At 70.0% G+C, this 26314-nt stretch carries 25 protein-coding genes; 11 read left to right on the top strand and 14 right to left on the bottom strand.

Annotated features, from left to right (window positions below; translation table 11 throughout):
- Positions 1 to 11: 11 nt before the first annotated feature.
- A complete protein-coding gene (locus tag OXU32_10955) occupies positions 12 to 989 on the bottom strand; it encodes a polysaccharide deacetylase (GenBank protein ID MDE0074466.1) in 978 nt (325 codons plus the stop codon).
- Between the two features lie 152 nt (positions 990 to 1141).
- On the opposite strand from OXU32_10955, the gene OXU32_10960 reads away from it, so the two are divergent.
- The 4 genes from OXU32_10960 (at position 1142) to OXU32_10975 (ending at position 5670) form a co-directional block, all read left to right on the top strand.
- Positions 1142 to 2590 (top strand): amidase family protein, encoded by a 1449-nt coding sequence (locus OXU32_10960; protein ID MDE0074467.1) that lies wholly within the window; start codon positions 1142 to 1144, stop codon positions 2588 to 2590.
- A 185-nt stretch (positions 2591 to 2775) separates the two neighbouring features.
- Positions 2776 to 3864, top strand: coding sequence for a N(4)-(beta-N-acetylglucosaminyl)-L-asparaginase (locus OXU32_10965; GenBank protein MDE0074468.1), 1089 nt, complete (start codon positions 2776 to 2778; stop codon positions 3862 to 3864).
- A 91-nt stretch (positions 3865 to 3955) separates the two neighbouring features.
- Positions 3956 to 4627, top strand: a complete 672-nt coding sequence (locus OXU32_10970) for a DUF1326 domain-containing protein (GenBank protein MDE0074469.1) — start codon at positions 3956 to 3958, stop codon at positions 4625 to 4627.
- The gene (locus OXU32_10975; protein MDE0074470.1) at positions 4627 to 5670 is read left to right on the top strand and encodes an alpha/beta hydrolase; all 1044 of its coding nucleotides are present in this window, start codon (positions 4627 to 4629) and stop codon (positions 5668 to 5670) included. Before OXU32_10970 ends, OXU32_10975 begins: the two co-directional genes overlap by 1 nt.
- A gap of 20 nt (positions 5671 to 5690) precedes the next feature.
- Here OXU32_10975 and OXU32_10980 read toward each other — a convergent pair whose 3' ends face one another.
- Together OXU32_10980 and OXU32_10985 are read right to left on the bottom strand one after the other, a co-directional pair.
- Positions 5691 to 6026: a type II toxin-antitoxin system HicB family antitoxin gene (locus OXU32_10980; GenBank protein ID MDE0074471.1), complete on the bottom strand. Its 336-nt coding sequence runs from the start codon at positions 6024 to 6026 to the stop codon at positions 5691 to 5693.
- Complete coding sequence (locus tag OXU32_10985) at positions 6023 to 6277, bottom strand: type II toxin-antitoxin system HicA family toxin (protein MDE0074472.1); 255 nt, start codon at positions 6275 to 6277, stop codon at positions 6023 to 6025. The genes OXU32_10980 and OXU32_10985 overlap by 4 nt, the downstream gene beginning before the upstream one ends.
- Positions 6278 to 6434: 157 nt before the next feature.
- Here OXU32_10985 and OXU32_10990 point away from each other — a divergent pair, with 157 nt between their 5' ends.
- Positions 6435 to 7076 (top strand): DUF2182 domain-containing protein, encoded by a 642-nt coding sequence (locus tag OXU32_10990; protein MDE0074473.1) that lies wholly within the window; start codon positions 6435 to 6437, stop codon positions 7074 to 7076.
- 28 nt (positions 7077 to 7104) lie between these two features.
- On the opposite strand, the gene OXU32_10995 is transcribed toward OXU32_10990, so the two are convergent.
- Positions 7105 to 9156 carry a ferrous iron transporter B gene (locus tag OXU32_10995; protein MDE0074474.1) on the bottom strand — a complete coding sequence of 684 codons (2052 nt, stop codon included), beginning with the start codon at positions 9154 to 9156 and terminating at the stop codon, positions 7105 to 7107.
- Positions 9157 to 9169: 13 nt separating this feature from the next.
- A complete protein-coding gene (locus OXU32_11000; protein ID MDE0074475.1) occupies positions 9170 to 9442 on the bottom strand; it encodes a FeoA family protein in 273 nt (90 codons plus the stop codon).
- A 247-nt stretch (positions 9443 to 9689) separates the two neighbouring features.
- Between OXU32_11000 and OXU32_11005 the strand changes: the two genes are divergently transcribed.
- Positions 9690 to 11321, top strand: coding sequence for an amidase (locus tag OXU32_11005; protein MDE0074476.1), 1632 nt, complete (start codon positions 9690 to 9692; stop codon positions 11319 to 11321).
- Positions 11322 to 11324: 3 nt separating this feature from the next.
- Here the strand turns inward: OXU32_11005 and OXU32_11010 are convergent, their stop codons facing one another.
- The 7 genes from OXU32_11010 to OXU32_11040 are packed head-to-tail and all read right to left on the bottom strand — an operon-like array spanning position 11325 to position 18995.
- Complete coding sequence (locus tag OXU32_11010) at positions 11325 to 12176, bottom strand: hypothetical protein (protein ID MDE0074477.1); 852 nt, start codon at positions 12174 to 12176, stop codon at positions 11325 to 11327.
- Positions 12173 to 13252 (bottom strand): VWA domain-containing protein, encoded by a 1080-nt coding sequence (locus OXU32_11015; GenBank protein ID MDE0074478.1) that lies wholly within the window; start codon positions 13250 to 13252, stop codon positions 12173 to 12175. The genes OXU32_11010 and OXU32_11015 overlap by 4 nt, the downstream gene beginning before the upstream one ends.
- A gap of 7 nt (positions 13253 to 13259) precedes the next feature.
- Positions 13260 to 14237, bottom strand: a complete 978-nt coding sequence (locus tag OXU32_11020; protein ID MDE0074479.1) for a VWA domain-containing protein — start codon at positions 14235 to 14237, stop codon at positions 13260 to 13262.
- On the bottom strand, positions 14234 to 15277 hold the full coding sequence (locus tag OXU32_11025; protein ID MDE0074480.1) for a hypothetical protein: 1044 nt from the start codon (positions 15275 to 15277) through the stop codon (positions 14234 to 14236). The genes OXU32_11020 and OXU32_11025 overlap by 4 nt, the downstream gene beginning before the upstream one ends.
- A 25-nt stretch (positions 15278 to 15302) precedes the next feature.
- On the bottom strand, positions 15303 to 16244 hold the full coding sequence (locus tag OXU32_11030) for a DUF58 domain-containing protein (GenBank protein ID MDE0074481.1): 942 nt from the start codon (positions 16242 to 16244) through the stop codon (positions 15303 to 15305).
- Positions 16245 to 16269: 25 nt separating this feature from the next.
- Positions 16270 to 17271 carry a MoxR family ATPase gene (locus OXU32_11035; protein ID MDE0074482.1) on the bottom strand — a complete coding sequence of 334 codons (1002 nt, stop codon included), beginning with the start codon at positions 17269 to 17271 and terminating at the stop codon, positions 16270 to 16272.
- Positions 17271 to 18995 carry an amidohydrolase gene (locus tag OXU32_11040; GenBank protein MDE0074483.1) on the bottom strand — a complete coding sequence of 575 codons (1725 nt, stop codon included), beginning with the start codon at positions 18993 to 18995 and terminating at the stop codon, positions 17271 to 17273. The genes OXU32_11035 and OXU32_11040 overlap by 1 nt, the downstream gene beginning before the upstream one ends.
- An 83-nt stretch (positions 18996 to 19078) precedes the next feature.
- Here OXU32_11040 and OXU32_11045 point away from each other — a divergent pair, with 83 nt between their 5' ends.
- The 5 genes from OXU32_11045 (at position 19079) to menC (ending at position 23800) form a co-directional block, all read left to right on the top strand.
- Positions 19079 to 19228, top strand: a complete 150-nt coding sequence (locus OXU32_11045) for a hypothetical protein (GenBank protein ID MDE0074484.1) — start codon at positions 19079 to 19081, stop codon at positions 19226 to 19228.
- Positions 19229 to 19292: 64 nt separating this feature from the next.
- A complete protein-coding gene (locus OXU32_11050) occupies positions 19293 to 20612 on the top strand; it encodes a heterodisulfide reductase-related iron-sulfur binding cluster (GenBank protein ID MDE0074485.1) in 1320 nt (439 codons plus the stop codon).
- 4 nt (positions 20613 to 20616) lie between these two features.
- Positions 20617 to 21456 carry a hypothetical protein gene (locus OXU32_11055; protein MDE0074486.1) on the top strand — a complete coding sequence of 280 codons (840 nt, stop codon included), beginning with the start codon at positions 20617 to 20619 and terminating at the stop codon, positions 21454 to 21456.
- Entirely contained in the window at positions 21453 to 22688 is a 1236-nt protein-coding gene (locus OXU32_11060; protein ID MDE0074487.1) for an FAD-dependent oxidoreductase, read from the top strand. The genes OXU32_11055 and OXU32_11060 overlap by 4 nt, the downstream gene beginning before the upstream one ends.
- Entirely contained in the window at positions 22685 to 23800 is a 1116-nt protein-coding gene (menC, locus tag OXU32_11065) for an o-succinylbenzoate synthase (GenBank protein MDE0074488.1), read from the top strand. Before OXU32_11060 ends, menC begins: the two co-directional genes overlap by 4 nt.
- Here menC and OXU32_11070 read toward each other — a convergent pair.
- Together OXU32_11070 and OXU32_11075 are read right to left on the bottom strand one after the other, a co-directional pair.
- The gene (locus tag OXU32_11070; GenBank protein MDE0074489.1) at positions 23760 to 25568 is read right to left on the bottom strand and encodes an ATPase, T2SS/T4P/T4SS family; all 1809 of its coding nucleotides are present in this window, start codon (positions 25566 to 25568) and stop codon (positions 23760 to 23762) included. The two genes, menC and OXU32_11070, sit on opposite strands and share 41 nt — an antisense overlap.
- Positions 25569 to 25678: 110 nt before the next feature.
- Entirely contained in the window at positions 25679 to 26233 is a 555-nt protein-coding gene (locus OXU32_11075) for a hypothetical protein (protein ID MDE0074490.1), read from the bottom strand.
- Positions 26234 to 26314: the final 81 nt, after the last annotated feature.

The raw sequence follows: 26314 nt of genomic DNA on the forward strand, positions 1-26314 counted from the left end.
AGGGATCTCGCTCACCCTCCCTGCACATACTCCGCCACCGCGCGATGCGTCGCGTACCACACGTCGCCTCGGGCGTTGATGTGCTCGATGAGGCCTTCCAGGATCAGGATGCGGGAGCGGTGGCCGATGTAGTGCGGGTGCATGGTGAGCACGAACATGGTGCCCTCGTCCCAGGCTCGGTCGAACTCATCGATAAAGACCTGGAGGACGTCGCGGGGAGCGCTGTAGCTGTTGCCGCGCGGGTTGAGGAGGGGGGCGTCGTCCAGGATCCACTCCACGGGCAGCTCGATCAGGCCGGTGGGCTCGCCGTTGGCGAGGATCTCGTAGGGCCGGTCGTCGGCCATCAGCGAGCTGTCGTAGAGAAAGTCCATGTCGAGGATGATGTCGAGGGTGTTGGGGCTGAAGTTCCACGACGGAGCCCGGTAGCCGACCGGCCGCTCGCCGGTGACCTCCGTGAGATACGCCACGGCGCGTTCCAGCAGAGCCCGTTCCTCGTCGGCCTCGAGCAGCGAGTTGGTCTCATGGATCCAGCCGTGAATGCCGATTTCGTGGTGGCCCGCGGCCTGAATCGCGTCCAGCATCTCCGGGTTGAACTGGAGGCTCATCGCAGGGATGAAGAAGGATGCCGGGATATCGTGCTCGTCGAGGACTTCGAGTATCCGCGGAAGCGCGCGGCGGGCGCCGTACTGGCCCTGCGAGAGGGCGCCGATGGTGGGTTGCCCGTTGCGGATGGGGATGGTTTCGTTGTCCACGTCGAAGGAGAGCAGCACCGCCGCGCGCGCTCCGCCCGGCCAGCTGGCGGGCGTCAGGTCGCGTCCGGCCCGCACTGCGTTGACGGTCGCGAAGACGCGCTCGTCGCTCCATCGCCAGCCGGGCTCGTCGTCGGCCTGGGGCGACTGGGCGGCGTCAGCGGTCCCGGCGCCGGGCGCGCAGGAGGAGAGGATGATGGCCAATGTTGCGGTGCCGAGGAAGGTCGGGCGCGCGTTCATGGATGCTCCCGGTTTCGGGTTCCGGTCGGGGGGCGCAGTCGCAACAATACAGATTCGATATGGAGCGTAACAGTATACGAGCGAGGGGTGGGGATGCAGGCGAGAACCGTGGGGGCCCTGCGGCGAGGGATGCCGGCCATGAAGGCGACCCCGTGAGCGCCGGCCGCGACCGGGGAGTCCCGGAACCGGGAAGAGGGGGGCGCGACCTGGCCTTTCTCCCGGCCGTCGAGCTCGCCCGGCTGGTGGCGGCGCGGGAGGTGTCGGCGGAGGAGGTGGTGTCGGCCGCGCTCGACCGCATCGGTCGGCACAACCGGGTGGTCAACGCCGTGGTGACCCTCTCCCCGCGCGCCCTCGACGACGCGCGCGCGATCGACCGGCGGCTGGCGCGGGGAGAGAACGCCGGGCCGCTCGCGGGGGTGCCGGTCGGGATCAAGGACATGACGGCGGTGGCGGGGCTGCGCACCACGTTCGGCTCGCCGCTGTACGCGGACCACGTGCCCGCGGAGGATGCGCTGGTGGTGCGCCACCTGCGGGCCGCCGGGGCGGTGGTAGTGGGCAAGACCAACACGCCGGAGTTCGCCGCGGGAGCCAACACCTTCAACGACGTGTTCGGCGCAACCCGCAACCCGTGGGACCCGGCGCTCTCGGCGGGAGGGTCGACCGGCGGGGGGGCAGCGGGGCTCGCGACCGGCATGTTCGCGCTGGCGGAGGGGACCGACCTGGGCGGATCGCTCCGCATCCCGGCGGCCTTCTGCGGGGTGACCGGGCTCCGCCCCTCCCCCGGCCTGGTCCCCACCGAGCCCACCGACTGGGTGTGGGACACCATCATGGTCACCGGGCTGATGGCGCGCTCGGCGGAGGACCTGGCGCTCGGGCTCGCGGCGATCGCGGGGCCGTCGGCGGGGTCGCCGCTTCGGCAGCCGGTCGCGGGGCGGGACTTCCCGGCCGCCGCCCGGGCGGGGATGGCACAAGGCGCCCGCGTCGCATACTGCGCGGACCTCGCGGGGATGGGGGTGGATGCGGGGGTGGAGGCGGTGTGCCGTGAGGCGGCGTTCGCACTGGGTCGGGCGGGCGCCGTGGTGGAGGAGATCGACCTGGACCTCTCGCACGCCCGCCGGGCCTTCCTCCACCTGCGGGGCCGCTGGATGGTCGCCCACCACCAGGACCGCTTGCACCGCATCGACGAGCTGGGTCCCAACCTGGCCGGCAACATCCGCGCGGGCCTCGCCACCACGGCCGGGCAGCTCGGCCGCGCCGACCGGGTGCGCAGCGACCTCTGGCATCGCTTCGCCCGGCTGCGGCGCAACTTCGACTACCTGCTCACGCCGACCACGGCCGTCCCTCCCTTCCCCGTCAACCAGAGCCATCCCACGGAGATCGCGGGGCGCCGGCTCGAGACCTACGTGGACTGGTTCGCCCCCACGTTCGTGCTCTCGCTCACCGGTCTGCCCGTCGCCTCGGTGCCAGTCGGGCTGGACTCCCGCGGGCTCCCGGTGGGCCTCCAGGTGGTGGGTCCTCCCGCAGGCGAGGAGGCGGTGCTGGCCCTGGCCGCGACCCTCGAGCGCCTGCGTCCCCCGGACCGGCCATCGCTCGCGGAATGATCTCGTCGAGCGCCGGATGCCGCCGGGGCCGGCGACGCGGGGCTCGCCTTCCACGCCGGGCGCCGCTTCCCCGCCTTGCCCGCCTTCCGCGCGGCATCTACGATCCTGCAATCATCCTACGGAATCTCAGGGAAGCGAATCCGCATAGAGCATTCCCACCCTCCATCGACGGAAAGGAGCAAGTCATGGCCAGAGCAGCTTCCGGTTCATCCCGCCGGCGATTCTTCAAGCAGGGCTTCGGCGTCGGCGCGGGAGCGCTGGCCCTCGGCCGCTGGCCCCGAGGGCTGTTGAGGCGGCAGCAGGCGGGCGCCCCCCTCATCATCACCAGCCACACCAACGAGACCGGACGCAACGCCATGGCGCAGGCGTGGGACATCCTATCCCAGGGCGGAAGCGCGCTGGACGCGGTCGAGCGCGGCGCCAACGTGATCGAGGTGGATCCCGATGATGCCGGGGTCGGCTACGGCGGGCTTCCCAACGAGGACGGCGTGGTGCAGCTCGACGCCTCCTGCATGGACGGAAAGACCTACAGCGCCGGCGCGGTGGCGTCGATCGAGGACATCAAGACCCCGTCTTCGGTCGCGCGGCTGGTGATGGAGCGCACCGACCATGTCATGCTGGTGGGGCCGGGCGCGCGCGAGTTCGCCCTCTCCTTCGGCTTCAAGGCCGAGAATCTGCTGACCGAGAACGCGCGCATGGCGTGGGTGCGCTGGCGCGAGACCCACAGCGAGCGGCGGGACGACTGGGGTCCGCCCGACCACATCCGCGACAGGCCCGGCAGGCAGACCGGCGGGCTCCCCGGCGAGGACGACTTCAACTACGGCACCACCAACGTGCTGGCCGTGGACGCCAACGGAGACGTGGCGGGCATCACCACCACCAGCGGCCTCTCCTGGAAGATCCCCGGCCGCATCGGTGACTCGCCCATCATCGGCGCGGGACTCTACGTCGACAACGACGTGGGCGCGGCGGCGGTCACCGGCCGCGGCGAGGACGTGATCAAGTCGTGCGCGTCGTACTTCATCGTCGGGCGCATGCGCGAGGGACGTTCGCCGCAGGAGGCCTGCGAGGATGCGGTCGAGATGATCGTCGGCCGTTACCGAGCGGTCGACCTCGACTTCGTGCCCAGCGAGAAGTTCGTGGCGATCAACCGCGACGGGGAGATCGGCTGCGCCCGCATGGCGGGAAGCTCCGGCCGCATCGGCACGCTGACGTACCGCAACTCCTCCGGCCTCGGCACCTTCGAAGGCACCCAGCTCTACCCGACGAGCTGAGGACGGACGGGCGAGACGCGGTGTCTCGCGGGCGGGCCGGAAGCGCCGAACCAGGCGCGTCCGGCCCGCTTGGTTCGTCCAGTCACCCGCCATGTCCGGCTCGCCCGTAACGGCCGGCTCACACGCGGCGGACACCCGCGCCTGGTGGGCTCGCGGCCTCCTGTTCGAGAGCTGCAACTGCCAGGTGGTGTGTCCGGGCCACGTCCACTTCAGCCAGAACTGCACCCACGAGCGCTGCATCGGCTATTGGGCGCTCCGCTTCGACGAAGGCCGATTCGGCGACACCCGCCTCGACGGGGTGCGCGCGGTGGTCGCCTTCGAATGCCCGCAACTGATGATCGCGGGCGACTGGACCGAGGTGCTGCTCATTGACGAGGAGGCTTCGCCGGATCAGCGCGCGGCGGTGGAAGCCATCCTGCGCGGCGAGGCCGGCGGCCCGTGGCAGGTACTTGCGCGGTTTGTGTCAGAGTGGCTGCCCACGCGCTTCGTCCCCATCGAGATCGACGATGAGGGCAAGGTGAAGCGGGTGCGGGTGGGGCGGCTGCTCGACGCGTCCGTCGAGGATATCCGCGGGTGGGACCGGGATCTGCCCGTCACCTTCCAGAACATGTTCAACCAGATCCACGCCCCCACCCAGACCATCGCTCGCGGCCAGACCCATGGCGACATCGGCGGCATCCGCCTGCGCAACGAAGCGACGCACGGGCTGCACTCGCGCTTCGAGTGGCGGGTGGGGAAGAAGTCGCTACAGGAGAGAGATTGATGCCGACGAATGGAGAAAGAGCCCGCCGGATTGCACTCGCCGGAGCAGTGCTTCTGCTGGCATTCAGCCCCGCAGTTGTGGCCTCCGCCCAGGAGGAGCCCCCCGCGAGCCCGCCCCCGGAGTGGGAAGCGACGGCCATCGACTATTCCAACGTGCCCTATCCGTATCCGGTGGAATACCTGGATATCCGGCTGATGGGCGAGGACTATCGCATGGCGTACATGGACGTGGCCCCGACGGGAGAGCCCAACGGGCGCACCGTCGTCCTGTTCCACGGCATGAACTTCTTCGCCGCGGCCTTCGGGCCCACCATCGCCGCGCTCACGGAAGCCGGATTCCGGGCGATCGCCGTGGACCGGCTCGGCTACGGGCGTTCGTCCAAGCCGGTCATCCACTACAACCTGCACATGCCGGCCCGCCACACGAAGGCGCTCCTGGATGAACTCGGAATTGAGCAGGTTGCGGTCCTGGGGCACTCGATGGGCGGCATGGTGGCGACGCGCTTCACCTCCACCTACCCCGACGTGGTCACGCACGTGATCATGTCCAACCAGATCGGGCTTACCGACAGCCGCCACGGGCGCGCGTGGAGCGACCCGCAGGACGTGTACGAGTCGACGCTAAACGGCACCACCTACGAGTCGACCCTGGCCGGGCACCGGCGCTACTACCCGAACGGGTGGAAGAACGAATACCTGCCCTGGGTGAAGGTCCAGTACGGGCTCACGCTGAGCGGTCACTGGCCCCGCATGGCCCGGGTGCGGGCGGCTCAGCGGCAGATCACGTTCGAGGACCCGGTCGTCCACGAATGGCAGTACATCCAGACGAAGGCGCTCGTGATCGGCGGGGCCGACGACCGCCTGAGCCGTGACTTCTCGGCCGCCGCGCGCAACGTGGCCGAGACGTTGCCGAACGCGGAACTGGTGCTCTTCCCGGGGATCGGGCACGTGCCGGCGTTCGAGTACCCGGAGCCGTATCACGCGGAGGTCATCCGGTTCCTGCTGTCGGATCCGGATGAGCCGGCGGATCAGGGGTGGAGGTAGGGGGGCTGGGAGAGATCCGGCTAGCGCAGCAGCACCCCGCCAATCGCGCTGGCGATCCACTGGTTCAGGCTCTTCCCTTCGGCGGCGGCGGCCGCCGCCGCGCTCGCGTGCAGATCCGGCGACATGCGCAGATGGAACTTCCCCGAGTACGATCTCCGGGGCTCGACGCCGTCCTCCTCGCACATCTCGAGAAACACCTTGAGCGAAGTGGCTCCCTCCTTCCTGAGGCCTACGACGTCGGGGGCGTAGAAATCCGCTCCGCCGTTCAGGCCGATGAACTCGCCCCGGAACATGTCGATTTCGGGATCGAACTGAATGACGGCCTTGTAGCCGTCGATCTCCATGGTGTTCTTCACGGCTCCACTCCATTCCTCCGCAGCCAGTCCCGGATGCTGGCGACCGCCCCGACGTCGGTGTTCGGCGAAGGGTGTGGCCGGTGGAACACCCGGCGGTCGCCGAACAGCCTCACGCCGATGCGAGAGCCTTCCCGCTCGCTGACTTCCGCTCCCAGGTCCACCAGCAACGCCTCGACTCTCCGCCATGGTATATTGCCGCTGACCGGGTGGCGGAAGATTGACTCAAGGGTTCTGCGGTGCCTGCGCTTCATTGGCTATGATATCGTAATGTGATACCTGCATCAAGTCACCGCCGCCGCTTGAGCGGGTCCGATACGGCCCTCGCCGCCGAGCGCCCCCGGAAGCCCGTGTTGTGCCACGGTCCTGGCCGGTCATCCGCCCATGAACTGAGGCGACACCCGTAGATCCATGCCGGCCCTGAATACCGCGTTCCCCCTCGCCGCGCTCATGTGGTTCGGGATGATGGCTGTGATGATGCTCCCGGTATCGATCCCTTGGGTGCGAGTGTTGGTTTCGTTGAGCGACAGGGGCAGTCGGGTCCGGTCGGGGAGGCGGCTAGCGCCGGCACCGGGGCTGTGGACCCACATCCGGTCGGGAGCGCTGTTTCTCGCTGGCTACCTGTCGGTGTGGATGCTGTTCAGCCTGGCCGCGGCGGCGGTGCAGTTCTGGCTGGGGGAGCGCATCGCACTCGCGGGGGGAAGTTCGCTCGCGGGCACCGTTCTGGTCGGTGCCGGCCTGTACCAGCTCTCACCGGTGAAGGCCGCGTGCCTGCGCCACTGCCGCAACCCGCTGACGTACTTCCTCACCCGCTGGCGGGACGGGCCGCGCGGGGCACTGGGGATGGGGTGGGGACACGGCCTCTGGTGCCTGGGGTGCTGCTGGGCGCTGATGGCGCTGGCGCTCGTGCTGGGCGTGATGAACCTGCTCTGGATGGCCGTGCTGGCGGCGGCGGTGTTCATCGAGAACGTTGCGCCGGGCGGGACGGTAGCCGGGCGGGTTGCGGGGGTGGGGTTGGTGGTGTGGGGGGTGGTGGTGTGGGTTGCGGGGTGAGTGATCGCTCAGGCCGCCGACTTGCGGCCTACGCAAACACCGACACCACCTGGTACACCACGAAGGCCGCCGTCCACGCCAGCACGGTCATGTAGCCGAACTGGAGGGCGGGCCACTTCCAGCTGCCGGTCTCGCGCCGGGTCACGACGTTGGTGGGGAGGCATTGCATCGCCAGCACGAAGAAGACCAGCAGAGCCAGCGCGGTCGCGGTGGTGAACACCGGGCTGCCGTCGGCGTGGCGCTGCGCGCGCAGGGTCGCGCTCAGGGTCTCCTCGTCCTCTGCGGCATCCTCGCCGATCCCGTAGACGATGGCCAGGGTCGCGACGATCACCTCGCGGGCGGCGAATGACGAGATCACCCCCACGTTGATCTTCCAGTCGAACCCCAGGGGTGCAAAGACGGGCTCCACCGCCTTGCCCACGCGCCCGGCAACCGAGTATTCGAGCTCGTAGGAAGAAAGCAGCGCCCCCGCCTCCGCCTCCAGCGCCTCGGCCTCCGCCTCGTCACCCGCGATGGCAGCGGCGGTGCGGAGATCCGCCACCCGGGCGATCGTTTCGGCCGGAACGACCGTGCTCCACTCCGACTCGTCCAGCTTCGGATAGGTGGCGAGCACCCACAGCACGACCGAAATCCCGAGGATGACGGTGCCGGCGCGCGTGACGAACGCTCGCCCGCGATCATATGCGGTCAGGAGGGCGTTGCGCAGCGACGGCAGCCGGTAGCGGGGCAGCTCGATCACCAGCGGGCTGGAGGCGCCGGGGAGAATGGTGCTCTTGAACACGAAGGCCATCCCGATGGCCGCGGTCATGCCCAGCAGGTAGGCGCCTGTGAACACCAGGCCCCCGACCACGGGACGATCTGCGAAGAGCAGCGCCGTGATCATCACATAGACCGGCAGGCGCGCGGTGCAGGTGAGAAGCGGGATCACAAGGATCGACACCAGCCGGTCGCGCCAGTTCTCGATCACTCGCGTGGACATGATCGCCGGGATCGCGCACGCGTGCGCGGACAGCATGGGCACGAACGCGCGGCCCGGCAGCCCGACCCGGCTCATGGGCCGGTCGGCCACGAACGCCGCCCGGGCCAGGTACCCGCTGTCCTCCAGAAGCGTGATCAGGAAGAAGAGGAAGCAGATCTGCGGCAGGAACACGAGCACCCCGCCGATCCCGCCGATCAGCCCGTTCACGACGAAGCTGTTCAGGTCTCCCGGGGGCAGAATGGCGCCGAACACATCCCCGGCGAAGCCGAAGCCGGCCTCGATCCACGCCATCGGATACTGCGCCACCGTGAAGATCGAGATGAAGACGGCGGCCATGATGAGCACGAACCCGGCCACGCCGTGGATGGGATGGGTAAGCCAGCGGTCGATGGCCTCGGTGAGGCGCAGGGACATCAGGCGGGCGCCCTTTGCCGCGCGAACCGCCCGCGCGCCCACCTCTTCCGCCCAGTCGTAGCGCGCCTCGTGCGGGCAGGTCGTGCACGTGCCGCACGCCGCGATGCCTTCCGGGAGCGCCGGCATCGCATCCGGCCCCGAATCCAGCACGTAGGCGAGTTCCCGCTTGAGCAGATCGAAGCCCTGCCCCGAACGCGAGTTGACGGCAACGACGGGCGAGCCGAGTTCGACCGCCAGCGAATCGGTGTCGATCTCCAGCCCGTCCGCCTCGGCCAGGTCGATCATGTTGAGGGCGATGACCATGGGTACGCCCAGCTCCCGCACCTGTCCCGCGAGATAGAGATTGCGGGCGAGGTTGGTGGCGTCGACCACGACGATGGCCGCCTGGGGCCTGGGTCGGCCGGAGAGCTTCCCGAGGAGGGCGTCGCGGGCCGTCCGCTCCTCGGTCTTGTGCTCGGACATCGCGTAGAGGCCGGGCAGGTCGAGGAGCTGGATGGACTTCCCGCCCAACTCGAAGCTGCCCAGCCGCACGGATGTGGTGGTGCCGGCGAAGTTGGCGGTCTTGCCGCGCATGCCGGTGAGCTGGTTGAAGAGCGTGGTCTTGCCCGCGTTGGGATTGCCCGCCAGCGCCACCGTGACCGGAACCGCGGCACGGGCGGGAAGGACGGGCAGGGAGACGGGGCTCATGGGTCGCCCGGGATCACGCGTCCAGGTGCCGCTCGTGGCACGGACGGCCGTCGTCGAGGCGCAGGAAGACATGGCGCGAGAGCCTCGCGGCGATTCCGAGGCGCGTTCCCATGACGCTCACGATCATCGGATCGCCCGACTTCACCATGTGGAGCCGGCGCCCCAGGCACACGCCCATGGTCTTGAGGCGCTCGATGTCTTCATGATCCCCGTCGATGTGACAGATCAGCCCGCACTCGCCGGCGTCGAGCCGGTCCGCGGGAACCCCTTGATCGGATTCGGACATCTGCTCCGGCTCGACCGGCTGGAGAGGGGCGTGGACTGACGGCACGGGTGTCCTCGTCGTGGAAGCGGGTTCGGTATGAGAATCATTCTCATTCGCAAGCGCTGGAGAAGCAAGGGGAGCGTTGCCACCATGTGAACCAGTGTCGCACGCAACAGCGGGGCGCCGTATGTTGCCTTGTTTGAGGCTGGAGTGCCTGAGCCAACGAGCGTGGGCGCCATCTTTGGGCCCTGCGAGGGGGAGAATCGAGATGTCAGAGGATCGAAAAGGCGGGATCGAGCGAAGGCGTTTTCTCGGGATGGCAGCAGCCGGGGTCGCCGCCGGGGGCTTGCGCCCGGAAATCGTGCTCGGCGAGGAGCGTCGCTCTCCCGCAGCCGGGATGCGGACGCTCCAGGAGGCCCAGGAGCAGGAGCTGGTGCCGCTCGGGAACGGCGAACCGCCGGCGACCCAGTTCCAGGCGTGGCCCGGAGGCACGGGATCGCTGCTGGAGAAGCTGTGGAGGGACACCGGAGGGTCTCCCTTCGAACGCCACGAGATCGAGATCGGGCCCTGGCCGGGACCAGCCCCGACCGATCCCCAGGAGATCGCCTTTCTCCCGGCGCATCGGCTGGGCGCACTCATTCGGGAGCGCAAGATCACGTCCGAGGAGCTAACCGAGATCTACCTGGACCGGATGAAGCGCCACGACCCGACGCTCCTGTGTGCGGTGAGCATCCTGGAAGACCGCGCCCGTGAGGAGGCGAAGCGCGCCGACGCCGATCTGCGCGCAGGGCGATGGCGCGGACCGCTACACGGGGTCCCCTGGGGCGTGAAGGATCTCTTCACCGTGCGCGGAACCCGCACGACATGGGGATCCGACGACTTCCAGGATCAGGTGATCGACGAGGACTCCGAACTCGTGCTGCGTCTGCGCGAGGCGGGCGCCGTCCTGATCGCCAAGCTCTCCACCGGGCAATTCGCGGCGGGCGACAACTGGTACCGTGGTCGCACCAGGAACCCCTGGAATCCCGAGCAGGGATCGAGCGGGTCGTCGGCGGGCCCGGGTTCGGCCACCGCGGCGGGCCTGGTCGGTTTCTCCATCGGCACCGAGACCCAGGGCTCGATCGTGAGCCCGTCGCGGCGCAACGGCCTGAGCGGCCTGCGGCCTACCTTCGGGCGCATCTCGCGCCACGGCGGCATGGTGCTTTCGTGGACCATGGACAAGCCGGGCCCAATGTGCCGGAGCGTCGAGGACTGCGCGCTGGTGTTCAACGCCATCCACGGAGCGGACCCCAAGGATCCCGCGACGCTGACCGCCCCCTTCCGCTTCGAGCGCAACCCGGACCTCTCGCAAATGCGCATCGGCTTTACGGAAGATGCGCCCGAAGCCTTTGTAGCAACGCTGGCGGAACTCGGAGCCGACCCGCAGCCCATGGCCGAACTGCCCGAAGGCGGTTCCAACTCGCTCGGCGTCGAGTCATCGGCCGCCTTCGACTTCCACGTCGCGCCCGGAGGCGTGCTGGAACAGGTCCCCGAGCCCCCCGAGGGAGAGGAAGCGCGCCCGCCCCGGTTCCATCGCGGACGGGAAACCCTGGCGCTCGACTACGTCCAGTCACTCAGGCGGCGCCACATCCTGATGAAGGAGATGGCCGAGGCGATGGAGGGCTTCGACATGTTCGTGACCGGATCCGGGGAGACGCGGCTCACGAACCAGACCGGGCATCCGGCGGTGGTTTTGCCCTACGACTTCGGCGACGGCAACACCGAGGACGACTTCGACCACGAGCAGCCGATCTGCACGACGGTCATCGGCGACCTGTTCGCGGACGACAGGATTCTGAGCGTGGCGCACGCCTACCAGTCGGTGACCGACTGGCATCGGATGCATCCGGATCTGGCGTAGGGGCTACCAGCGACGGCCGAGCGTTCGGGAACGGGTTCCCCAGACCGACCGGCTGGCGAGCCCGAGCAGCTTGCGGGTGATGAGTTCGCCGTCGAGGCGGATGTCGTTCAGGATCGCGGCTGCCTCGGCAAGGGAGAGCGGTTGCTCGGCTTCCGGGTCGACGACGGTTTCCTCTTCGCCGAGCATGCCCGGAGGCGCCATGATGTCGCCGGACTCGCCTTCGGCCCGGGTGTTGTCTCCGGTGAGTTCGGCGTCCGAGAAGGCTTCGCCCGCCTGGACGCCCCGGCGGCCCCCGGTGTCGAGCGAATCGAGCATGCGGCGGGCGAATGCGAGGTTCCACGCCGCCACCTCGCGGCCGGGGCTCAGGCGGAGGGCCTTACGGTTTTCCTCTATGGCCGCCACGACATGGACCAGGGCGGAGTCGGAGCCGGGCGCAGCGATGGCGGCGCGCAGGCTGGCGACGCCCAGGTTGTACCAGGCGAGGGAGCGCAGGTCGTCGTCGGGACCGGCCGCGCCACGGGAGAGGCGGGCGCGGGCATCCGGCGCTTCGGCCAGTTCGAGCAGGGTGGTGCCCAGGTTGTAGTGGAGATACGGGGCCCGAGGCTCCAAGGCGGGTGTGGGCCCGGTGTCGCGAGCCGCGTCTTCCGGCGCGGCGGGAGACTCGGTGGCGACCGCGCCCGGGGCCACCGGGACTTCCTCCTGGAGACGCGCGCGGTAGATGCGCGCGGCGGAACTCCAGTCACCGCGGCGGTGCAGCCGGTTCGCGCGCTCCTCGCTGGCGCGTTCGGCGATGACCACGGCAGTGAGGGCGGTGGCCAGGACGGCCACGACAACCAGACGGGTGCGGGTGGTCATGGGCGGAGCTCCGGAGGGGTCGTCCACGGGAATCGCCATGGGCCGCGGGGCCCGCCGGGAGCGGTCGGGACAGGTCGCAGGCGGGCGCGGCCCGGGCGGTCCATCAGGCCGTCGGTGGCCACCAGAAGAAGCGCCAGCAGGATCAGCCACGTTACCGGGTCGCCGGGGCCGCCGCCGCCTTCACCGTCTTCGGGAACTCGGCGGAAGCGGGCGGCGAGTTCGGCCAGGCCGCGGTCGTCGGACGCGTCCAGATAGCTGCCCCCGCCGGCGCGGGCGACACCCCGCAGCAGCCGTTCATTCAGCCGCGAGACCACCGGTGCGCCGCCTGCGTCCGCGACCGGAGCGCCCGCGCCTTCCCCCAGCCCCGCCCCCTCCGCCGTGCCGATCCCCGCGACCCAGATGCGGACGTCACCCGCCGCCGCGAGGGCCGCGCTGTCCGCCACCGCGAACTCGTCCTCGTGCGCCTCGCCGTCGGTCACCAGCACGATCACGCGCTCCCTTCCTTCCTCCCGGCGCGCGTCCAGTTGGCGGCGCGCTTCGCCGACGGCCGCGCTCACGCGGGTGCCCTGGTCCCGCTCGCCCAGGAAGTTCTCCGCCAGCGAGTCGGCGAAGAAGCGCACCACCTGCTGGTCGGCGGTAATCGGAGCGAGCGTATGCGGCCAGTCGGCGAACACCACCAGTCCGACGCGCTCGCCCGGGAGCGCCTCCAGGAGCGCGCCGACCACTTCCTTGGCGCGTCCCATGCGCCCGCCCGGCAGGTCCCGCGCCCCCATCGATGCGGAGATGTCCAGCGCCACCACCACGTCGACCGGACGCGAGGCGTTCAGGCTGATCCCGGGTCCCAAGCGCATGCCGGCGGCGGCGAGGAGCATCACGGCCACGGCCAGGCCGAGGACCCGGAGCCGCCGCCGGGGAAAGTCCACCAGCTCGCGGGTGGTCAGCCGGCCGGCCGCCTCTTCTCCCCCGAACCCCTCCGCGAGCGCGCGCAACCGCCGGGTGGTGCAGGCCAGTGCGAAGGCGGCCAGGCCGATCACGACCGGGAGCAGAAGCAGCAGCATCGGGCGCGCAAACGTCATGGCATCCTCACGGCAGCACCGCCCAGCGCGAGGCCCGCAACCCGACCGCCGCCAGCACCAGCGCCAGCGCCCCGGTCACCAGGAGGAACCGGAAGGGCACCAGCGCGGTGGTGAGCCGCGTTTCCTGTGAGGTCGTCTCGAGGCGGTCGATCTCCGCGTAGATCGAGTCCAGCGCGACCACGTCCGCCGCCGAGAAGTAGCGCCCTCCGGTGATGCGCGCCGCCTGGGTGAGCACCGTCTCCATTCGCTGGCGCCGGGTCGGGGCGCTGGCTCCCGCCGTGCCGTCCCCCGGCTCGGGGGGATCGGGCCGCCCGATCGCCACCGGGTAGATGCGCACGCCCACGGCCGCGGCCGCACGCGCCGCCATGGCGGGCACAAGGCCGTCGCGGTTGTGCGCGCCATCGGTGACCAGGACCAGCACCTTCGAGTCGTGCGGGGCAGCGTCCAGCAGCGCCGAGCCCGCGGCGATCGCGCCCGCGATGTCGGTGCCGTCGATGAGCAGCCCCACCTCCATCCCGTCGATCGCGTGGTCCACCAGGTAGTGATCGCGGGTGAGGGGCAGACGGGTGAGCGCTTCGCCGGCGAAGGTGACCAGGCCGATGGCGTCGTCGCGGCCCGCCACAAAGCGCCTGGCAGCGGCCTTGGCGGCCTCCAGGCGGGTGGCCGATCCCTCCATGTCGTCGGCCCACATCGACGTGGACAGATCCACCGCCACCACGATCCCCCTGCCGCCCTCCACGGGTTCTTCGTGGGCCGTGATCAGGCGGGGGTGGGCGAGCGCGACGATGAGGCAGGCGAGCGCGGCGGCGCGCAGGCCCCGCGGAATCGCATCCACCACCGCCCAGAGGCGGCTCCCCCGCAGCCGCACCGATCCCGCCGACGCGAAGAGCATGCCGGAGGTGCGCCGGGGCCGGAGCCACCACAACCAGAGGGGAACGAGCGCGAGCAGAACCAGCCATTCCGGGCGGGCCAGTTGGACGCTCATTCCGCCTCCCGCATTCTCGCGAATGCCGGCGCCGTTCCCGAGGCGTCGACCCAGGCCCGCATCGTCTCCCAGTCGCGTTCGGCCGTGCGCGCCCCGCTCTCCTGCACAACCGCCGCGGCGGCGAACTTGGCCACCTCGCCCCGCCCCATCGCACCTGCCAGGGCGTCCACGTCGGGCCAACCGGGCGCGCCGGCCAGGTCGCGCATCAGCTCCGTGGCCGTCCGGCTGCAGCCCCACTCGGGGTCGAAGTGCGCCATGTACGCGCGTATTACATCTCCCGCACCCTCGTAGAAGTCGCGCAGCCGACCCGCCCGGTGATGGCCGCGCGCGAGCGATCGGTCGAGTTCGGCGAGCGCCCGTGCCCTCCACTCCTCCGGCGTCTGCGGCGGGGCTTCAACCGAAAGCCCGGCAGCCGCGCGCACCGCCAGCCACTCCCGCGCCTGCACCGTCACCACGCCGAGCAACAGCAGGGACAGCAACGACGCCCCCAACACGGCCGGGACGTTCCAGTTGAACCCGACCACGTCTGCCGGCGGCCTCGGCTGCAGGCCCTGCGCGATGTCGTCGAGCAGGATCGGCGAGGTCACGAACACCCGCCGCCCGGCGATCACGAGACGGTCAACCGGGTCCGCATTCCCGCCCGGCCCGTCCTCCACGCGAACCCGACCCCCACCCGCCTCCGCCTCCCCGCTTGTCATCTCCAACTGCGGGGTCGCCGCGAGCCCGATCTCGAAGGGAATCAGGTCGTATTCGAGCGCGACCCGGAGGGATCCGTCCCCCGTCTCGGCCACATCGGTCCGCACACGCCGCAGGCTCTCCACGCCCCACTCGGGAAGAAGCGCTGCGGGCACCCGCAGCCCCCGTCCCGGAGGTACGTAGACGGTCGCATGGAGGGTGAAGGGATCTCCCAGCTCAACCGTGTCGGGGGATACGCGCACCACCTGAACCGCCGCCCGATCCTGCATCGCGTGCGCGCCCGGCGCCAACGTCGCCGTTGACGCGGCCACCGTCAGCCATCTGACCCCGACTCCAATCCTCATCGCACCGCCTCAGCCCCGGCAGCCATCAGACCGCCCGCCCCCGCCTTCGAGCCGGCGTCCGCTCGCGCGCCCGGAAGAACTCCGCCAGCACGGGCACGTAGTCGTCTTCCGACCCAACCTCCACGACCTCCAGCCCCAACTCGCGAAAAAGCCGGGTCAGTCGTTCCCGCGCATCGCCGGTCCGTTTCGCATAGGCGGCGCGCGCGCCCTCTTGCCCGGTATCCACGATGCGGCGTTCCCCCGACTCCGGGTCCACCACCCGCACCAGACCCACATCCGGGAGCCCCATCTGCCTGGGATCGTTCAGGCGGATGGGCACCAGGTCGTGCTGGAAGCTGAAGCGGCTTGCGATGCGCGGCAGGCGCGGGTCGGCCCCGAAGTCCACGAGAAAGTCGCTGATGAGGAAGACCGCCGCCCGTCGCCGCAGCACCTTCGCCAGAAACTCGAGGCCGGGGGAAAGCCTCGTGCGCCGGCCCGTGGGCTCGAGCGAAAGCAGCTCGAAGATCAGCCGCAGGGCGTGCCGCCGGCCGGTGTCGGGGGGGATGAAGAGCTCCGTTCGATCGGTGACCACCAGCAACCCGACGTGGTCGTTGTTGCGCGCGGCCGAGAGCGCCAGGATGCAGGCGATCTCGCTCGCGATGCGGGCGTTGGAGGCAAGGCCGGTGCCGAAGTCCTGCGACCCCGAGAGATCCACCATGAGCATCGCCGTGAGCTCGCGCTCCTCCTCGTGCTGCTTGATGAAGAGACGGCCCCGGCGAGCGGTGACGTTCCAGTCGATGGAGCGGATGTCGTCGCCGGGCTGGTACTCGCGCACCTCCGAGAACTCGAGCCCGCGGCCCTTGAACACCGAGCGGTACTCGCCGCTGAAGAGCGACTCCACCAGCCCGCGGGTGCGCAACTCGATCTGCTTCACCCGCGCAGAGAAGACCCGGGGATGCTCGTGTGCGATGGACTCCCGTCCGGCCACGGCGCCTTCCGCGGCTACCTCTTCTTCATGGCGAAGACACCGCCTCCAGCACCCGCCGGACGACCTCGTCGGTGCCGATGCCGCGCGCGTCCGCCTCGTAGGTAGTGCGCAGCCGGTGCGGCAGAACCATGGGCGCCATCGCCTTGACGTCGTCGGGAAGGACGAAGCTCCGCCCGCGAAGCCATGCCCGCGCCCGCGCCGTCCGCGCCAGGAAGATGGATGCGCGCGGCGAAGTGCCGAAGTCGATCAGGGTCTCCAGCTCCTCGAGCCCGTACCGGGCCGGCTCACGGGTGGCGAAGGCCAGCTCCACGATGTAGTCGAGCACGGCTTCCTCCACGTGCACCGCCGCCACCCGCTCGCGGGCACGGAACACCTCCTCCACGCCCGCCACCGGGTCCAGCGGGGTTCCGGCCCGGTCTCCGGCCCAGCGCACGATCTCCTTCTCCTCGTCTCGGGACGGATATCCGATGTCCAGCTTCATGGCGAAGCGGTCCAGTTGCGCCTCGGCAAGCGGGTAGGTGCCGTGCAGCTCCACCGGGTTCTGGGTGGCCAGCACCATGAAGGGATCGGCCAGCCGAAAGGTGTCGCCCGCAATCGACACCTGGCGCTCCTCCATCGCCTCGAGCAGCGCCGCCTGAACCTTGGGGGGCGCCCGGTTGATCTCGTCGGCGAGCACGATGTTGGAGAAGACAGGCCCCTTGTGGACCCGGAACTCGCCCGAGCGCGCGTCCAGGATCGGCGTCCCGGCGATGTCGCTCGGGAGCAGGTCGGGCGTGAACTGGATGCGGCTGAAGCCGGTGTCGATGGCGTTGGCCAGCGTGCGCACCATGAGCGTCTTGGCGAGCCCCGGAAGGCCCTCGAGCAGCACGTGACCGCCCGTGAGCAGTGCGATCAGGAGGGCTTCGACGGCCGCATCCTGGCCCACCACGCGTTCCCGCACGGCGGCCGTGACCCGACCCGAGAGCCCGAGCCCGGCTTCCCCGGCGCCGGCTTCCCGCGCCAGCACCCCCGCTGCGTCGCCGGGCATCAGGCCAGGTGCATCGTGCGCCCGCCGACTACGGTGCGGACGATGCCGATCTCCTGAAACGCCTCGGGATCGGTCTCGTGAGGATCTTCCGACAGGATCACGAAGTCGGCCAGCTTGCCCGGGGTGATGGATCCCTTGAGGTGCTCCTCGTGGGAGGCGCGCGCCCCGTTGATGGTGGCGATGCGCAGGGCTTCGCTCACGGTCACGCGCTGGTTGGGCCCCCACACCCGGCCCTCGGAGTCGGTGCGGGTCACCATCGACTGCAGCGCCATCATCGGCTCGTAGGGGCCCGGCACGTAGTCGGAGGCGCCCGCCACGGGGATGTCGTAGTCGAGGAAGGAGCGGTGCGCGAACATGAAGCGCATCTTCTCCTCGCCGTACTCGATCCACTTGTTGCCGTGATAGTAGACGTAGGTCCAGAAGGGGGTCGGCACCGAGCCGGTGTCGCGGATGCGGGCAAGCAGCGAGGGGTTCACCAGCGTGCAGTGCTCGAGGCGATGGCGCGGATCCGGGCGCGGCCACATGCGCTGCACGCGCTCGTAGGCGTTGAGCACCATGTCGATGGCGACGTCGCCGTTGCAGTGTATGCCGATCTGAAGGTCGTGGCGGTGTGCGTCCTCCGCGACCTCGTGGATCTCCTCCTGGGTCATGGTGAGGATGCCGAAGTCGTCCGGGCGACCGATGTAGGGCGTGCTCATGGCCATGGTGCGGCCGGAGGCGGAGCCGTCGGCGTTGTACTTGACGCCGCCCACGCGCACCCACTCGTCGCCGAACCCGCTGTGGATGCCGGCCGACTTCAGCCCGGGCGTCATCAGGCCCAGGCAGTACATGGCGATGCGGCAGCGCAGCTCGCCCGCCTTGTAGGCGTCCTGGTAGGCGACGGCGTAGTCGGTGCTGCAGCCCGTGTCGTGGAGCGACGTGAGGCCGGCCGCGGTGGTGAGTTCGGAGATGAGTTTCACCCCCGCCTGGCGCTGCTCGCGGGTGGAGCCGGAGGGAAGGAGCCCCTGGAAGAGGTTGTTGGCGTTTTCGGCCAGGAGCCCGTTCAGCTCGCCGTCGTCGAGGTAGATCTGGCCGCCGGGAGGCGACTCGGTTTCGGCGGTGATGCCGGCTAGCTCGAAGGCGCGGCTGTTGTACCAGTAGAGATGGCCGCCCCGGTGGGAAACCCGGACCGGGTGGTCCGGGACCCAGCCGTCCAGGTCGCGGCGCGTGATGCGGCGGCCTTCGCGCACCTTCGTGTCGTCGTACTTGAAGGCGAGCACCCACTCGCCCGGGGGCTTGCCGGCGGCGCCTTCGCGCAGGCGCTCGCCGATCTCGGCCATGGAGCGCACGTCCAGGTTGACCTCGGTGAGCTCGCGCACGCCGCCCGACGCGGGGTGGAGGTGGGCGTCGATGAAGCCCGGGGTGACGGTCATGCCCTCCGCATCGATGATCTCGGTGCCGGGACCGGCGAGATTCCTGATGTCGTCGCTTGACCCGACCGCGATGAAGCGCGAGTTCTTCACCGCGAAGGCTTCCGCCTGGGGCAGATCGTCGTCCACGGTGTAGACACGTCCCCCGACCAGAATCAGGTCCGGGGTGACGTCGCCCGCTTCCTGAAGGCGGGCCCGGCCGCGGGCACGCGCGAGCCTCGCGTCCGATCCCCGCAACTCGAAGTCGCCGATGCCGAAGCCGGTGGCGAGGGCGGCGCCGATGCCGAGAAACTCTCCCCTCGAGTAGCGGTTCATGGACTCCTCCGGGCCAAGTCGTTGATAATCTGCTAATTTCCACCCGAGGCACGCCCGTGCAAGTACAGAGAAATGGAGAGCGAATGGGCTTCGGGTTCGCGGGCCGCGCGATTGGCGACCTGTACGAATACACCTGCGCGTGGCGCGCCCACGACCCGGAAGACCGGGTCGAGATCGTGGTGCGGCGGGAGGGGGAGCGGATGACGCTCCCGGTGGCGCCTGGCCGCCGCTGAGACGGGCGCGGGGAGCGCGGCCACGACCCTGGCGCGCTCGCTGGCGGAGCACGAGGAGCGGCTGATGAGCTGCGTGCATTGCGGCTTCTGCCTGCCCGCCTGCCCCACCTACGTCCGCCTGGGCGACGAGGCCGACTCGCCGCGCGGACGCCTCTACCTGATGCGCGCCGTCGTCGAGGGAAGGCTCGATCCGGCGTCGGACGCGTTCCAGACCCACATCGACCGCTGCCTGGGATGTCGCGCCTGCGAACCCGTGTGCCCGGCGGGCGTTGAGTACGGCTCCCTCCTCGAACACGCCCGCGAGGCCGCGAACGAGGCCAGGCCCGCGGGCGGCGCGGCGCAGGCCATCCTGTGGCTCTTCCGCCGCCGCAAGCTGCTCTTTGCGCTGATGGCGCTGGGCCGCCTGCTGCGCGCCACCGGCATCCCCGCGCTGGGCGCGCGCTTCCTGCCCGCGGGTCTCGCCCGGGTCCGCCTGGGCCTCGGCATGCTGGCTTCGACGCGACGGGGGCGCGCTGCCCGCAAAGCCACGGCGTCCGCTTCCTCCCCGGACACGGAGGCCCCGGATCCCGCACCGGGTCGGCCCAAACCGCACCCGCTCGCCGGCAAGCGCGTCGCGGTGCTGAACGGCTGCGTGCAGGCCGGGCTGCTGGGACATGTCAACGACGCCACCCGCCGGGTGCTGCGCGCCAACGGCCTGAACGTCGTGGACGCCTCGGGGCAGCGGTGCTGCGGCGCGCTCCACGCCCACGGCGGAGACCTCGAGGGAGCCCGTCACCTGGCGCGAGTCAACATCGACGCCATGCTGGGGGCCGGGGCCGAGATCATCGCGGTCAACGCCGCCGGATGCGGCGCGCAGCTCAAGCACTACGGCGAGTTGCTGGCCGACGACGCGCGCTACGCCCGGCGGGCGGCCCGGCTGACGGACGAGACGCGCGACATTTCTGAAATCCTGGCCGAGACCGGACCTCGCCGGGGGGCGCCGCTTCCGCTGTCGGTGACCTGGGACGCGCCCTGCCATCTTCTCCACGCCCAAGGGGTCTCGGAGCCCCCTTTCCAGGTGCTGCGGGCGATTCCCGAGCTGGAACTCATTCCCCTGCCCCGGGCCGACGAATGCTGCGGGGGCGCGGGCATCTACGGCATCACGCATCCGCGCCTCGGGGGCAGGATCGGGGCGGACAAGGTAGAGGCCGTGCTGGGAACCGGGGCGAGCGTCGTGGCAACCTCGAACCCGGGGTGCATGATGCAGATCGGCGGAGGACTGCGCATGAAGGGGGCGCGGGTCGAAGCCTGCCATCCGGTCACACTCCTCGACGAGAGCTACAGGGCGGCCGGATTCTACGACACGCCCGCGCGCGGGCTGCCCGGCCTGCGGGATGGCGGCTGATCCAATGTCCCGGTGGACGATCCGTCCATTCCGGACCCATCAGGACTACGAGGCCTGCATCGCGCTGCAGGAAGCCACCTGGGGAACCGGGTTTTCCGAACGGGTCCCCATGGCGCTCATGATCGTCAGCCAGCGCCTGGGCGGCGTGGCCGCCGGAGCGTTCGAAGAAGACGGATCCCTAGCGGGACTCGTCATCGGGATGACCGGGCTGGAGAACGGCATCCCCGTGCACTGGTCGGACATGCTGGCGGTCCGGCCCGACCAACGGGGAAGCGGACTCGCGATCCGTCTCAAAAGTTACCAGCGGGACGCGGTGATGGCGCTGGGCATCAGGCGCATGTACTGGAGCTTCGATCCCCTGGAGTCGCAGAACGCGTACATCAACCTGGCCAGACTGGGAATCGTCGTACGCGAATACGTCGAGAACATGTACGGTCAAACCGACTCCCCCCTCCACCGCGGAATGACCACCGACCGTTTCGTCGGCCTCTGGCAACTGGACGCGTCCCGGGTCGAGCGCCGTCTGGCGGGAGATGAGTCGCCCCCCGCGATCGAGAAGCTCGCGGATGTGCCGCGCGTGCTCGACTGTGTGCCCATATCACCTTCGGGCTGGCCCGAACCGGAAACCCGCGAAGCATCGCGCGCAGACCAGGTCCTGGCCGCCATCCCCTCCAGCATCCAGGCCCTGAAGTCGGCGTCTCCGCAACTCGCGGCGCGCTGGCGGGAGGCCACGCGTTCGGTCCTTCAAAGCTATCTTTCGAACGGGTACGAAGTCTGCGAACTCATTCGGGGAGCGCGCGTCTCTCACTATCTCCTGAGAAGAATCGGGGAGATGAATCCATGACCGGGAAGAAGCTCGACTCGCTCCACGTGGCCATCGTCGGCGCCGGTCCCGTGGGGATCGAGGCGGCGCTGGCCGCTGCCGAAGCCGGCGTGTCGTTCATCCTGTACGAAGCCGGTGCGCATGTCGGCAACAACGTGCTCTCGTGGGGACACGTCGCCCTGTTCACGGGCTGGGACCTGAACGTGTCGCCGCGGATGCGGCGCTGGCTGCGGCGCGCGGGGCGCGAGATACCTTCCGGAGGCGAGCCCCCGACCGGACGTGACCTGGTCAGGAGAGTGCTTCGGCCGATCGCGGCCCTGCCCGCCGTCGGCGACCGCCTGCGCCTCGGCACGCGGGTGCTGTCCGTGGCCCGCGAAGGACTCCTGAAGCACGAAGAGATCGCCAGCGCCGAGCGCGCCAATCTGCCGTTCCGCCTACTGGTGCGCACCTCCGACGGAGAGCGCATCGACCGCGCGGACATGGTGGTCGACTGCACGGGCACCTGGGACGTTCCCAACGCGCTTGGCGAAGGCGGCATTCCGGCTCCGGGAGAGGCGGCTGCAGAAGACCGGATCGTCCGGCACATTCCGGACTTCGAAGCCAATCCGGGCGAATGGGCCGGGAAGCGCATCCTGCTCGTCGGGGGAGGTCATTCGGCACAGACGGTCGCGCGATCGCTCGCGGCCCTCGCCGAGGGCAATCCGGCGACCCGCGTGACCTGGGCGCTCAGGCATCCCGAGCTGCGCCTCCAGCCGATCGCCGGCGACCGGCTGCCCGCGCGCAGCCGTCTCACCCGCGCCGCCCGCCAGTTGGCCACAAGCGATGTGTCCGGCCTCGAAGTCCTTCCGGGTTTCACGGTCAACGGAATGGAGCGCAACGGCGATGGTCTCAACGTGACCCTGAGGCGGCGGGACGGCTCCACTGCCGTGCGCCGGGTCAACCGGATCGTCTCCATGTGCGGCTACGTCGGCGACCACGGCCTCTACCGGCAGCTTCAGGTGCACGAGTGCTACGCGACGGCGGCGCCGATGAAGCTGTCCGCGGCGCTGCTGGCCGGCTCCGCGGGCGACGACTGCATGGACCAGACGAGCTTCGGCGCCAGCACGCTCGGCAACCCGGAGCCCGGCTTCCTGATTCTGGGATCCAAGTCGTACGGCAGGAACAGCACCTTCCTCATGCGCGTGGGGTGGGAGCAGGTGGACGAGGTCTTCGGGCCGCTGGGAGCACGGACGACGCCGGCCTCCGCCCGGTGAGAATCGACGCGATCGAAGTCCGGGAGATCCGGCTCCCTCTGCGAGAGCGGTTCGAGATCTCGAGCGGATACTCCGAGGAGCGGCGCATCCTGCTGGTCAGGTTGCACGCCAACGGGGTGACCGGGTGGGCCGAGTGCGTGGCGGGCGAGGATCCGGGCTACTCGTACGAGACCACGGACACCGCCTGGCACATCCTCGCGGAGTTTCTCATCCCCGCGCTCCTGGGCGCGGAGGTGACGGAGCCTGCGGACGTCGAGCGGCTGCTCGCGCACGTTCGCGGCCATCCCATGGCCAAGGCGTGTCTCGAGATGGCGTCGTGGGACCTGGAAGGGCGGAAAAGAGGCCTCTCTCTCGCGGAAGCCCTTGGAGGCTCCGGTGAACCCGTGCCTGTGGGGGTAAGCGTCGGGCTGCAGAAGAGCGACGACCTCCTGGTCGAGAAAGTCGGGGAGTTCCTGGCGGCGGGCTATCGCAAGATCAAGCTCAAGATCAAGCCGGGAAGGGACGTTGAGATGGTGCGCGCGGTGCGCGGGGCGTTCCCCGAAGCACCGCTCATGGTGGATGCCAACTCCGCGTACACGCTGGCCGACCGGGAACGCCTTGCAGAAATGGACGATCTCGATCTGCTGATGATCGAGCAGCCCCTCGCCCACGACGACCTGCACCGGCACGCGCGCCTCCAGGAGGCGCTCCAGACCCCGATCTGCCTCGACGAGTCGATCCGCTCGGCCGGAGACGCGGAGTTGGCGCTTGAGCTGGGAAGCTGCCGCATCATCAACATCAAGCCGGGCCGGGTGGGCGGTTTCGGCTCGTCGCGCCGCATTCACGACCTGTGCCGTGCGCGCGGCGTCCCGGTGTGGTGCGGCGGGATGCTCGAGTCGGGGGTCGGGAGGGCCTTCAACATCGCGCTCGCCACGCTGCCCGGCTTCACGATCCCCGGCGACATCTCGGCCAGCCGGCGCTACTGGGAGCGCGACATCGTCGACCCCGAGTTCGAGGTGTTCGACGGGATGATGACGCCCCCCGCCGGACCCGGGATCGGGGTGACTCCCGACCAGCGGCGCATCGACCGGCTCACGGTGCGGGTGGAGCGCTGGCCGCGGAGGCGGGCGTAGCCGGGCGCAAACAGTCCGGACAGAAGCGCCACGCGCCCTTGAGTTCCCGCCCACAGGCGCACGTCGGCACCCGAGGCGCCCCGCACCCGGGGCATCCCAGGCAGGCCGGCGGCAACTCCTCCCCGCACTCCGCGCAGACAAGCGGGGTGGTGGCCGCGCCCCCGATGACCCTGCCCACTTCGTGGGGGGTGGTGAGGCCCTCCGCCAGCTTCCTGCGGGCATCCCCGGCCATGGACCCCATCCCGGCCGCGAGCGCGAGCTCCCGCAGCGCGGAGGTGGAGGCGCCGGCACCCACCTCGTCGCGGAGACGGTCGGTCATGACCAGCACCTGGAAGATGCCGATGCGGCCGCGGAACCCGTCCCCGCACTGGTCGCAGGCGCGGCCTGTCCCCCGGCATGCGGGGCAGGCGCGGCGTACAAGACGTTGCGCGATCACGCCGCTCAGGCCCCCCGCCACCAGATATGCGGGCACCCCCATGTTGAGGAGCCGGGCGATGGCGCCGGGCGCGTCGATGGTGTGGATGCTCGACAGCACCAGGTGCCCGGTCACCGCGGCGGCCATCGCGATCTCGGCGGTCTCGCGGTCGCGGATCTCGCCCACCATGACCACATCCGGGTCCTGACGCAGCACCGCCCGCAGCGCCACCGGAAAGGTGAGCCCCGCCTTCGGACGCACCTGCACCTGGTTGACGCCGTCCAGCCGGTACTCGATCGGATCCTCGAGGGTGACGACGTTCTGCCGCTTCCGGTCCAGTTCGCCCAGCGCGCCGAACAGCGTCGTGCTCTTCCCGCTGCCGGTGGGGCCCGCCGCCAGAATCACCCCTTGCCGCCGGGCGAGCATGGCCCGCACCGCGGCGAGATCCTCCTCCCCGAGCCCCACCTCTTCCAGGTCGGTGGGCGCCCGCCCCGGGTCCAGGATGCGCAGGACCGCCTTCTCCCCCTGGTCGACCGGAATCGTGGAAACGCGGACGCGGAAGTGACGGCCTTCGCGGTCGTAGGTGAAGCCTCCGTCCTGGGGACGCTGCTTCACCGAAATGTCCATGCCGCCCAGGATCTTGACCCGCGAGAGCACCGCTTCCCGAGACCATTTGGGCAGTTTCACCGCGTGCCGCAGAACCCCGTCCACGCGCAGCCGCACCCGCAACTGCTCGCCGTGCCGCTCCAGGTGCACGTCGCTGGCCCCCACGGCGACCGCTTCGCTCAGGACGCGGTCGACCAGCTGCACAGCCGGCGCCTGGGCCTCTCCCCGGACGTAGCCGCGGCTTTCGCGGGCCTCCTCCCCGGGCAGCGCCGCGACAAAGACCTGCAGGCCGCCGCCGAGAGCCCGGTCCAGCGCCTCCGAGATCGCCGAACGGGAGGCCACTACGGGCTCGACCTGCATCCCGGTGCGGAACTGCACGTCGTCCGCCGTGGCGAGATCCAGCGGATCGGCCATGGCCAGCCGCAGAACCCGCTCCTCCACGAGCAGCGGAAGCACGGTCTTCGACCGCGCCAGGCTCTCCCCCACGCGCGGCAGCGCATCCTCGCCAGCCTCCAGCGGAGGCGGAAGGTAGGGGAGGTTCAACTGCTGCGCGAGCGCCTGCGCCACCTCCTCTTCGCCACAGGCCTTCATGCGAACCAGCGTCGTCCCCAGGCGCTCGCCGGTCTGCCGCTGCTCCTGCAGTGCGCGCGTAAGCGCTTCCCGGCCAATCGCGCCGGTGTCGAGCAGGATCCGACCCAGGAGCTTGGGCGTGCTGCGGGGATTTCCGGGCGTGCTTTGCGGATTCACGCCCGAAAGCTCGCGGCCCGGGGCGGGCGCTGGAATGGGAGAATGAGCCCCGCCGGCGATGCGGTCGGCTCGGGCTCCGACCCTGTGCCGCCGGCCCGCCCCGGCGAAGGCTACTCGGCCGGTCTCACGTCGATGGTGATCTGCACGGCCAGGTGACCCAGATCCGCACGCGAGCGGACGGCTTCGCGAATCCGCGGCTCCAGCTTGCCGTAGGCCGCCATCACCCCGTTTCGCAGGTGGGTTCGCAGCAGGGTGAGCGCGTTCGCGTCCGGTCTGGTCGTCCGGGTCTGCTTGCGGGCCTCCACGAGATCGGCGGGCACGATCTCGAAGGGCACGATGCCGATGTCGTCGTAGCGCTCCGAGTCCAGGTACTGGATGGAGACCGAAACATCCCCTCGCGCATGGCAGTGGCTGATGTCGCCGATCGCGCGGAACCGCGATGCCAACCGCTTGATGTCCGTGCTCTGAGCCGCGGACATGTAGCCGCGATTGGTCAGACTGAAGATTCGCCGCAACCGCTCGGTCGGGGTCGCGTCGGCTTCAGGCGTTTCACTGTCGAGTTCGCGTCCGGTGGCCGCACGCGCGTAGTGCTCCAGGTTCAGATCGCGATTCCTCTGGCGATCGATGTTGTCCAGGATGCGGTCCGGATTGGTTCTGAAGCTCATGCTTCTCCCTCATGCGTTTGCTTGTTGGGCTCCTGAGGATAACCAGCCCTGCGGCTACAGGCTATAATGGTTCGGGCCCGC

It is taken from the genome of Gammaproteobacteria bacterium (assembly GCA_028819075.1).
Classification (GTDB): domain Bacteria; phylum Gemmatimonadota; class Gemmatimonadetes; order Longimicrobiales; family Gaopeijiaceae; genus BD2-11.

Coding starts and splice junctions, on each gene's coding strand:
- OXU32_10955 (MDE0074466.1), bottom strand. CDS start 989: ATGAACGCGCGCCCGACCTTCCTCGGCACCGCAACATTGGCCATCATC.
- OXU32_10965 (MDE0074468.1), top strand. CDS start 2,776: ATGGCCAGAGCAGCTTCCGGTTCATCCCGCCGGCGATTCTTCAAGCAG.
- OXU32_10970 (MDE0074469.1), top strand. CDS start 3,956: ATGTCCGGCTCGCCCGTAACGGCCGGCTCACACGCGGCGGACACCCGC.
- OXU32_10975 (MDE0074470.1), top strand. CDS start 4,627: ATGCCGACGAATGGAGAAAGAGCCCGCCGGATTGCACTCGCCGGAGCA.
- OXU32_10985 (MDE0074472.1), bottom strand. CDS start 6,277: ATGAAGCGCAGGCACCGCAGAACCCTTGAGTCAATCTTCCGCCACCCG.
- OXU32_10990 (MDE0074473.1), top strand. CDS start 6,435: ATGCCGGCCCTGAATACCGCGTTCCCCCTCGCCGCGCTCATGTGGTTC.
- OXU32_10995 (MDE0074474.1), bottom strand. CDS start 9,156: ATGAGCCCCGTCTCCCTGCCCGTCCTTCCCGCCCGTGCCGCGGTTCCG.
- OXU32_11000 (MDE0074475.1), bottom strand. CDS start 9,442: ATGTCCGAATCCGATCAAGGGGTTCCCGCGGACCGGCTCGACGCCGGC.
- OXU32_11005 (MDE0074476.1), top strand. CDS start 9,690: ATGTCAGAGGATCGAAAAGGCGGGATCGAGCGAAGGCGTTTTCTCGGG.
- OXU32_11010 (MDE0074477.1), bottom strand. CDS start 12,176: ATGACCACCCGCACCCGTCTGGTTGTCGTGGCCGTCCTGGCCACCGCC.
- OXU32_11015 (MDE0074478.1), bottom strand. CDS start 13,252: ATGACGTTTGCGCGCCCGATGCTGCTGCTTCTGCTCCCGGTCGTGATC.
- OXU32_11020 (MDE0074479.1), bottom strand. CDS start 14,237: ATGAGCGTCCAACTGGCCCGCCCGGAATGGCTGGTTCTGCTCGCGCTC.
- OXU32_11025 (MDE0074480.1), bottom strand. CDS start 15,277: ATGAGGATTGGAGTCGGGGTCAGATGGCTGACGGTGGCCGCGTCAACG.
- OXU32_11035 (MDE0074482.1), bottom strand. CDS start 17,271: ATGCCCGGCGACGCAGCGGGGGTGCTGGCGCGGGAAGCCGGCGCCGGG.
- OXU32_11040 (MDE0074483.1), bottom strand. CDS start 18,995: ATGAACCGCTACTCGAGGGGAGAGTTTCTCGGCATCGGCGCCGCCCTC.
- OXU32_11045 (MDE0074484.1), top strand. CDS start 19,079: ATGGGCTTCGGGTTCGCGGGCCGCGCGATTGGCGACCTGTACGAATAC.
- OXU32_11050 (MDE0074485.1), top strand. CDS start 19,293: ATGAGCTGCGTGCATTGCGGCTTCTGCCTGCCCGCCTGCCCCACCTAC.
- OXU32_11055 (MDE0074486.1), top strand. CDS start 20,617: ATGTCCCGGTGGACGATCCGTCCATTCCGGACCCATCAGGACTACGAG.
- OXU32_11060 (MDE0074487.1), top strand. CDS start 21,453: ATGACCGGGAAGAAGCTCGACTCGCTCCACGTGGCCATCGTCGGCGCC.
- OXU32_11075 (MDE0074490.1), bottom strand. CDS start 26,233: ATGAGCTTCAGAACCAATCCGGACCGCATCCTGGACAACATCGATCGC.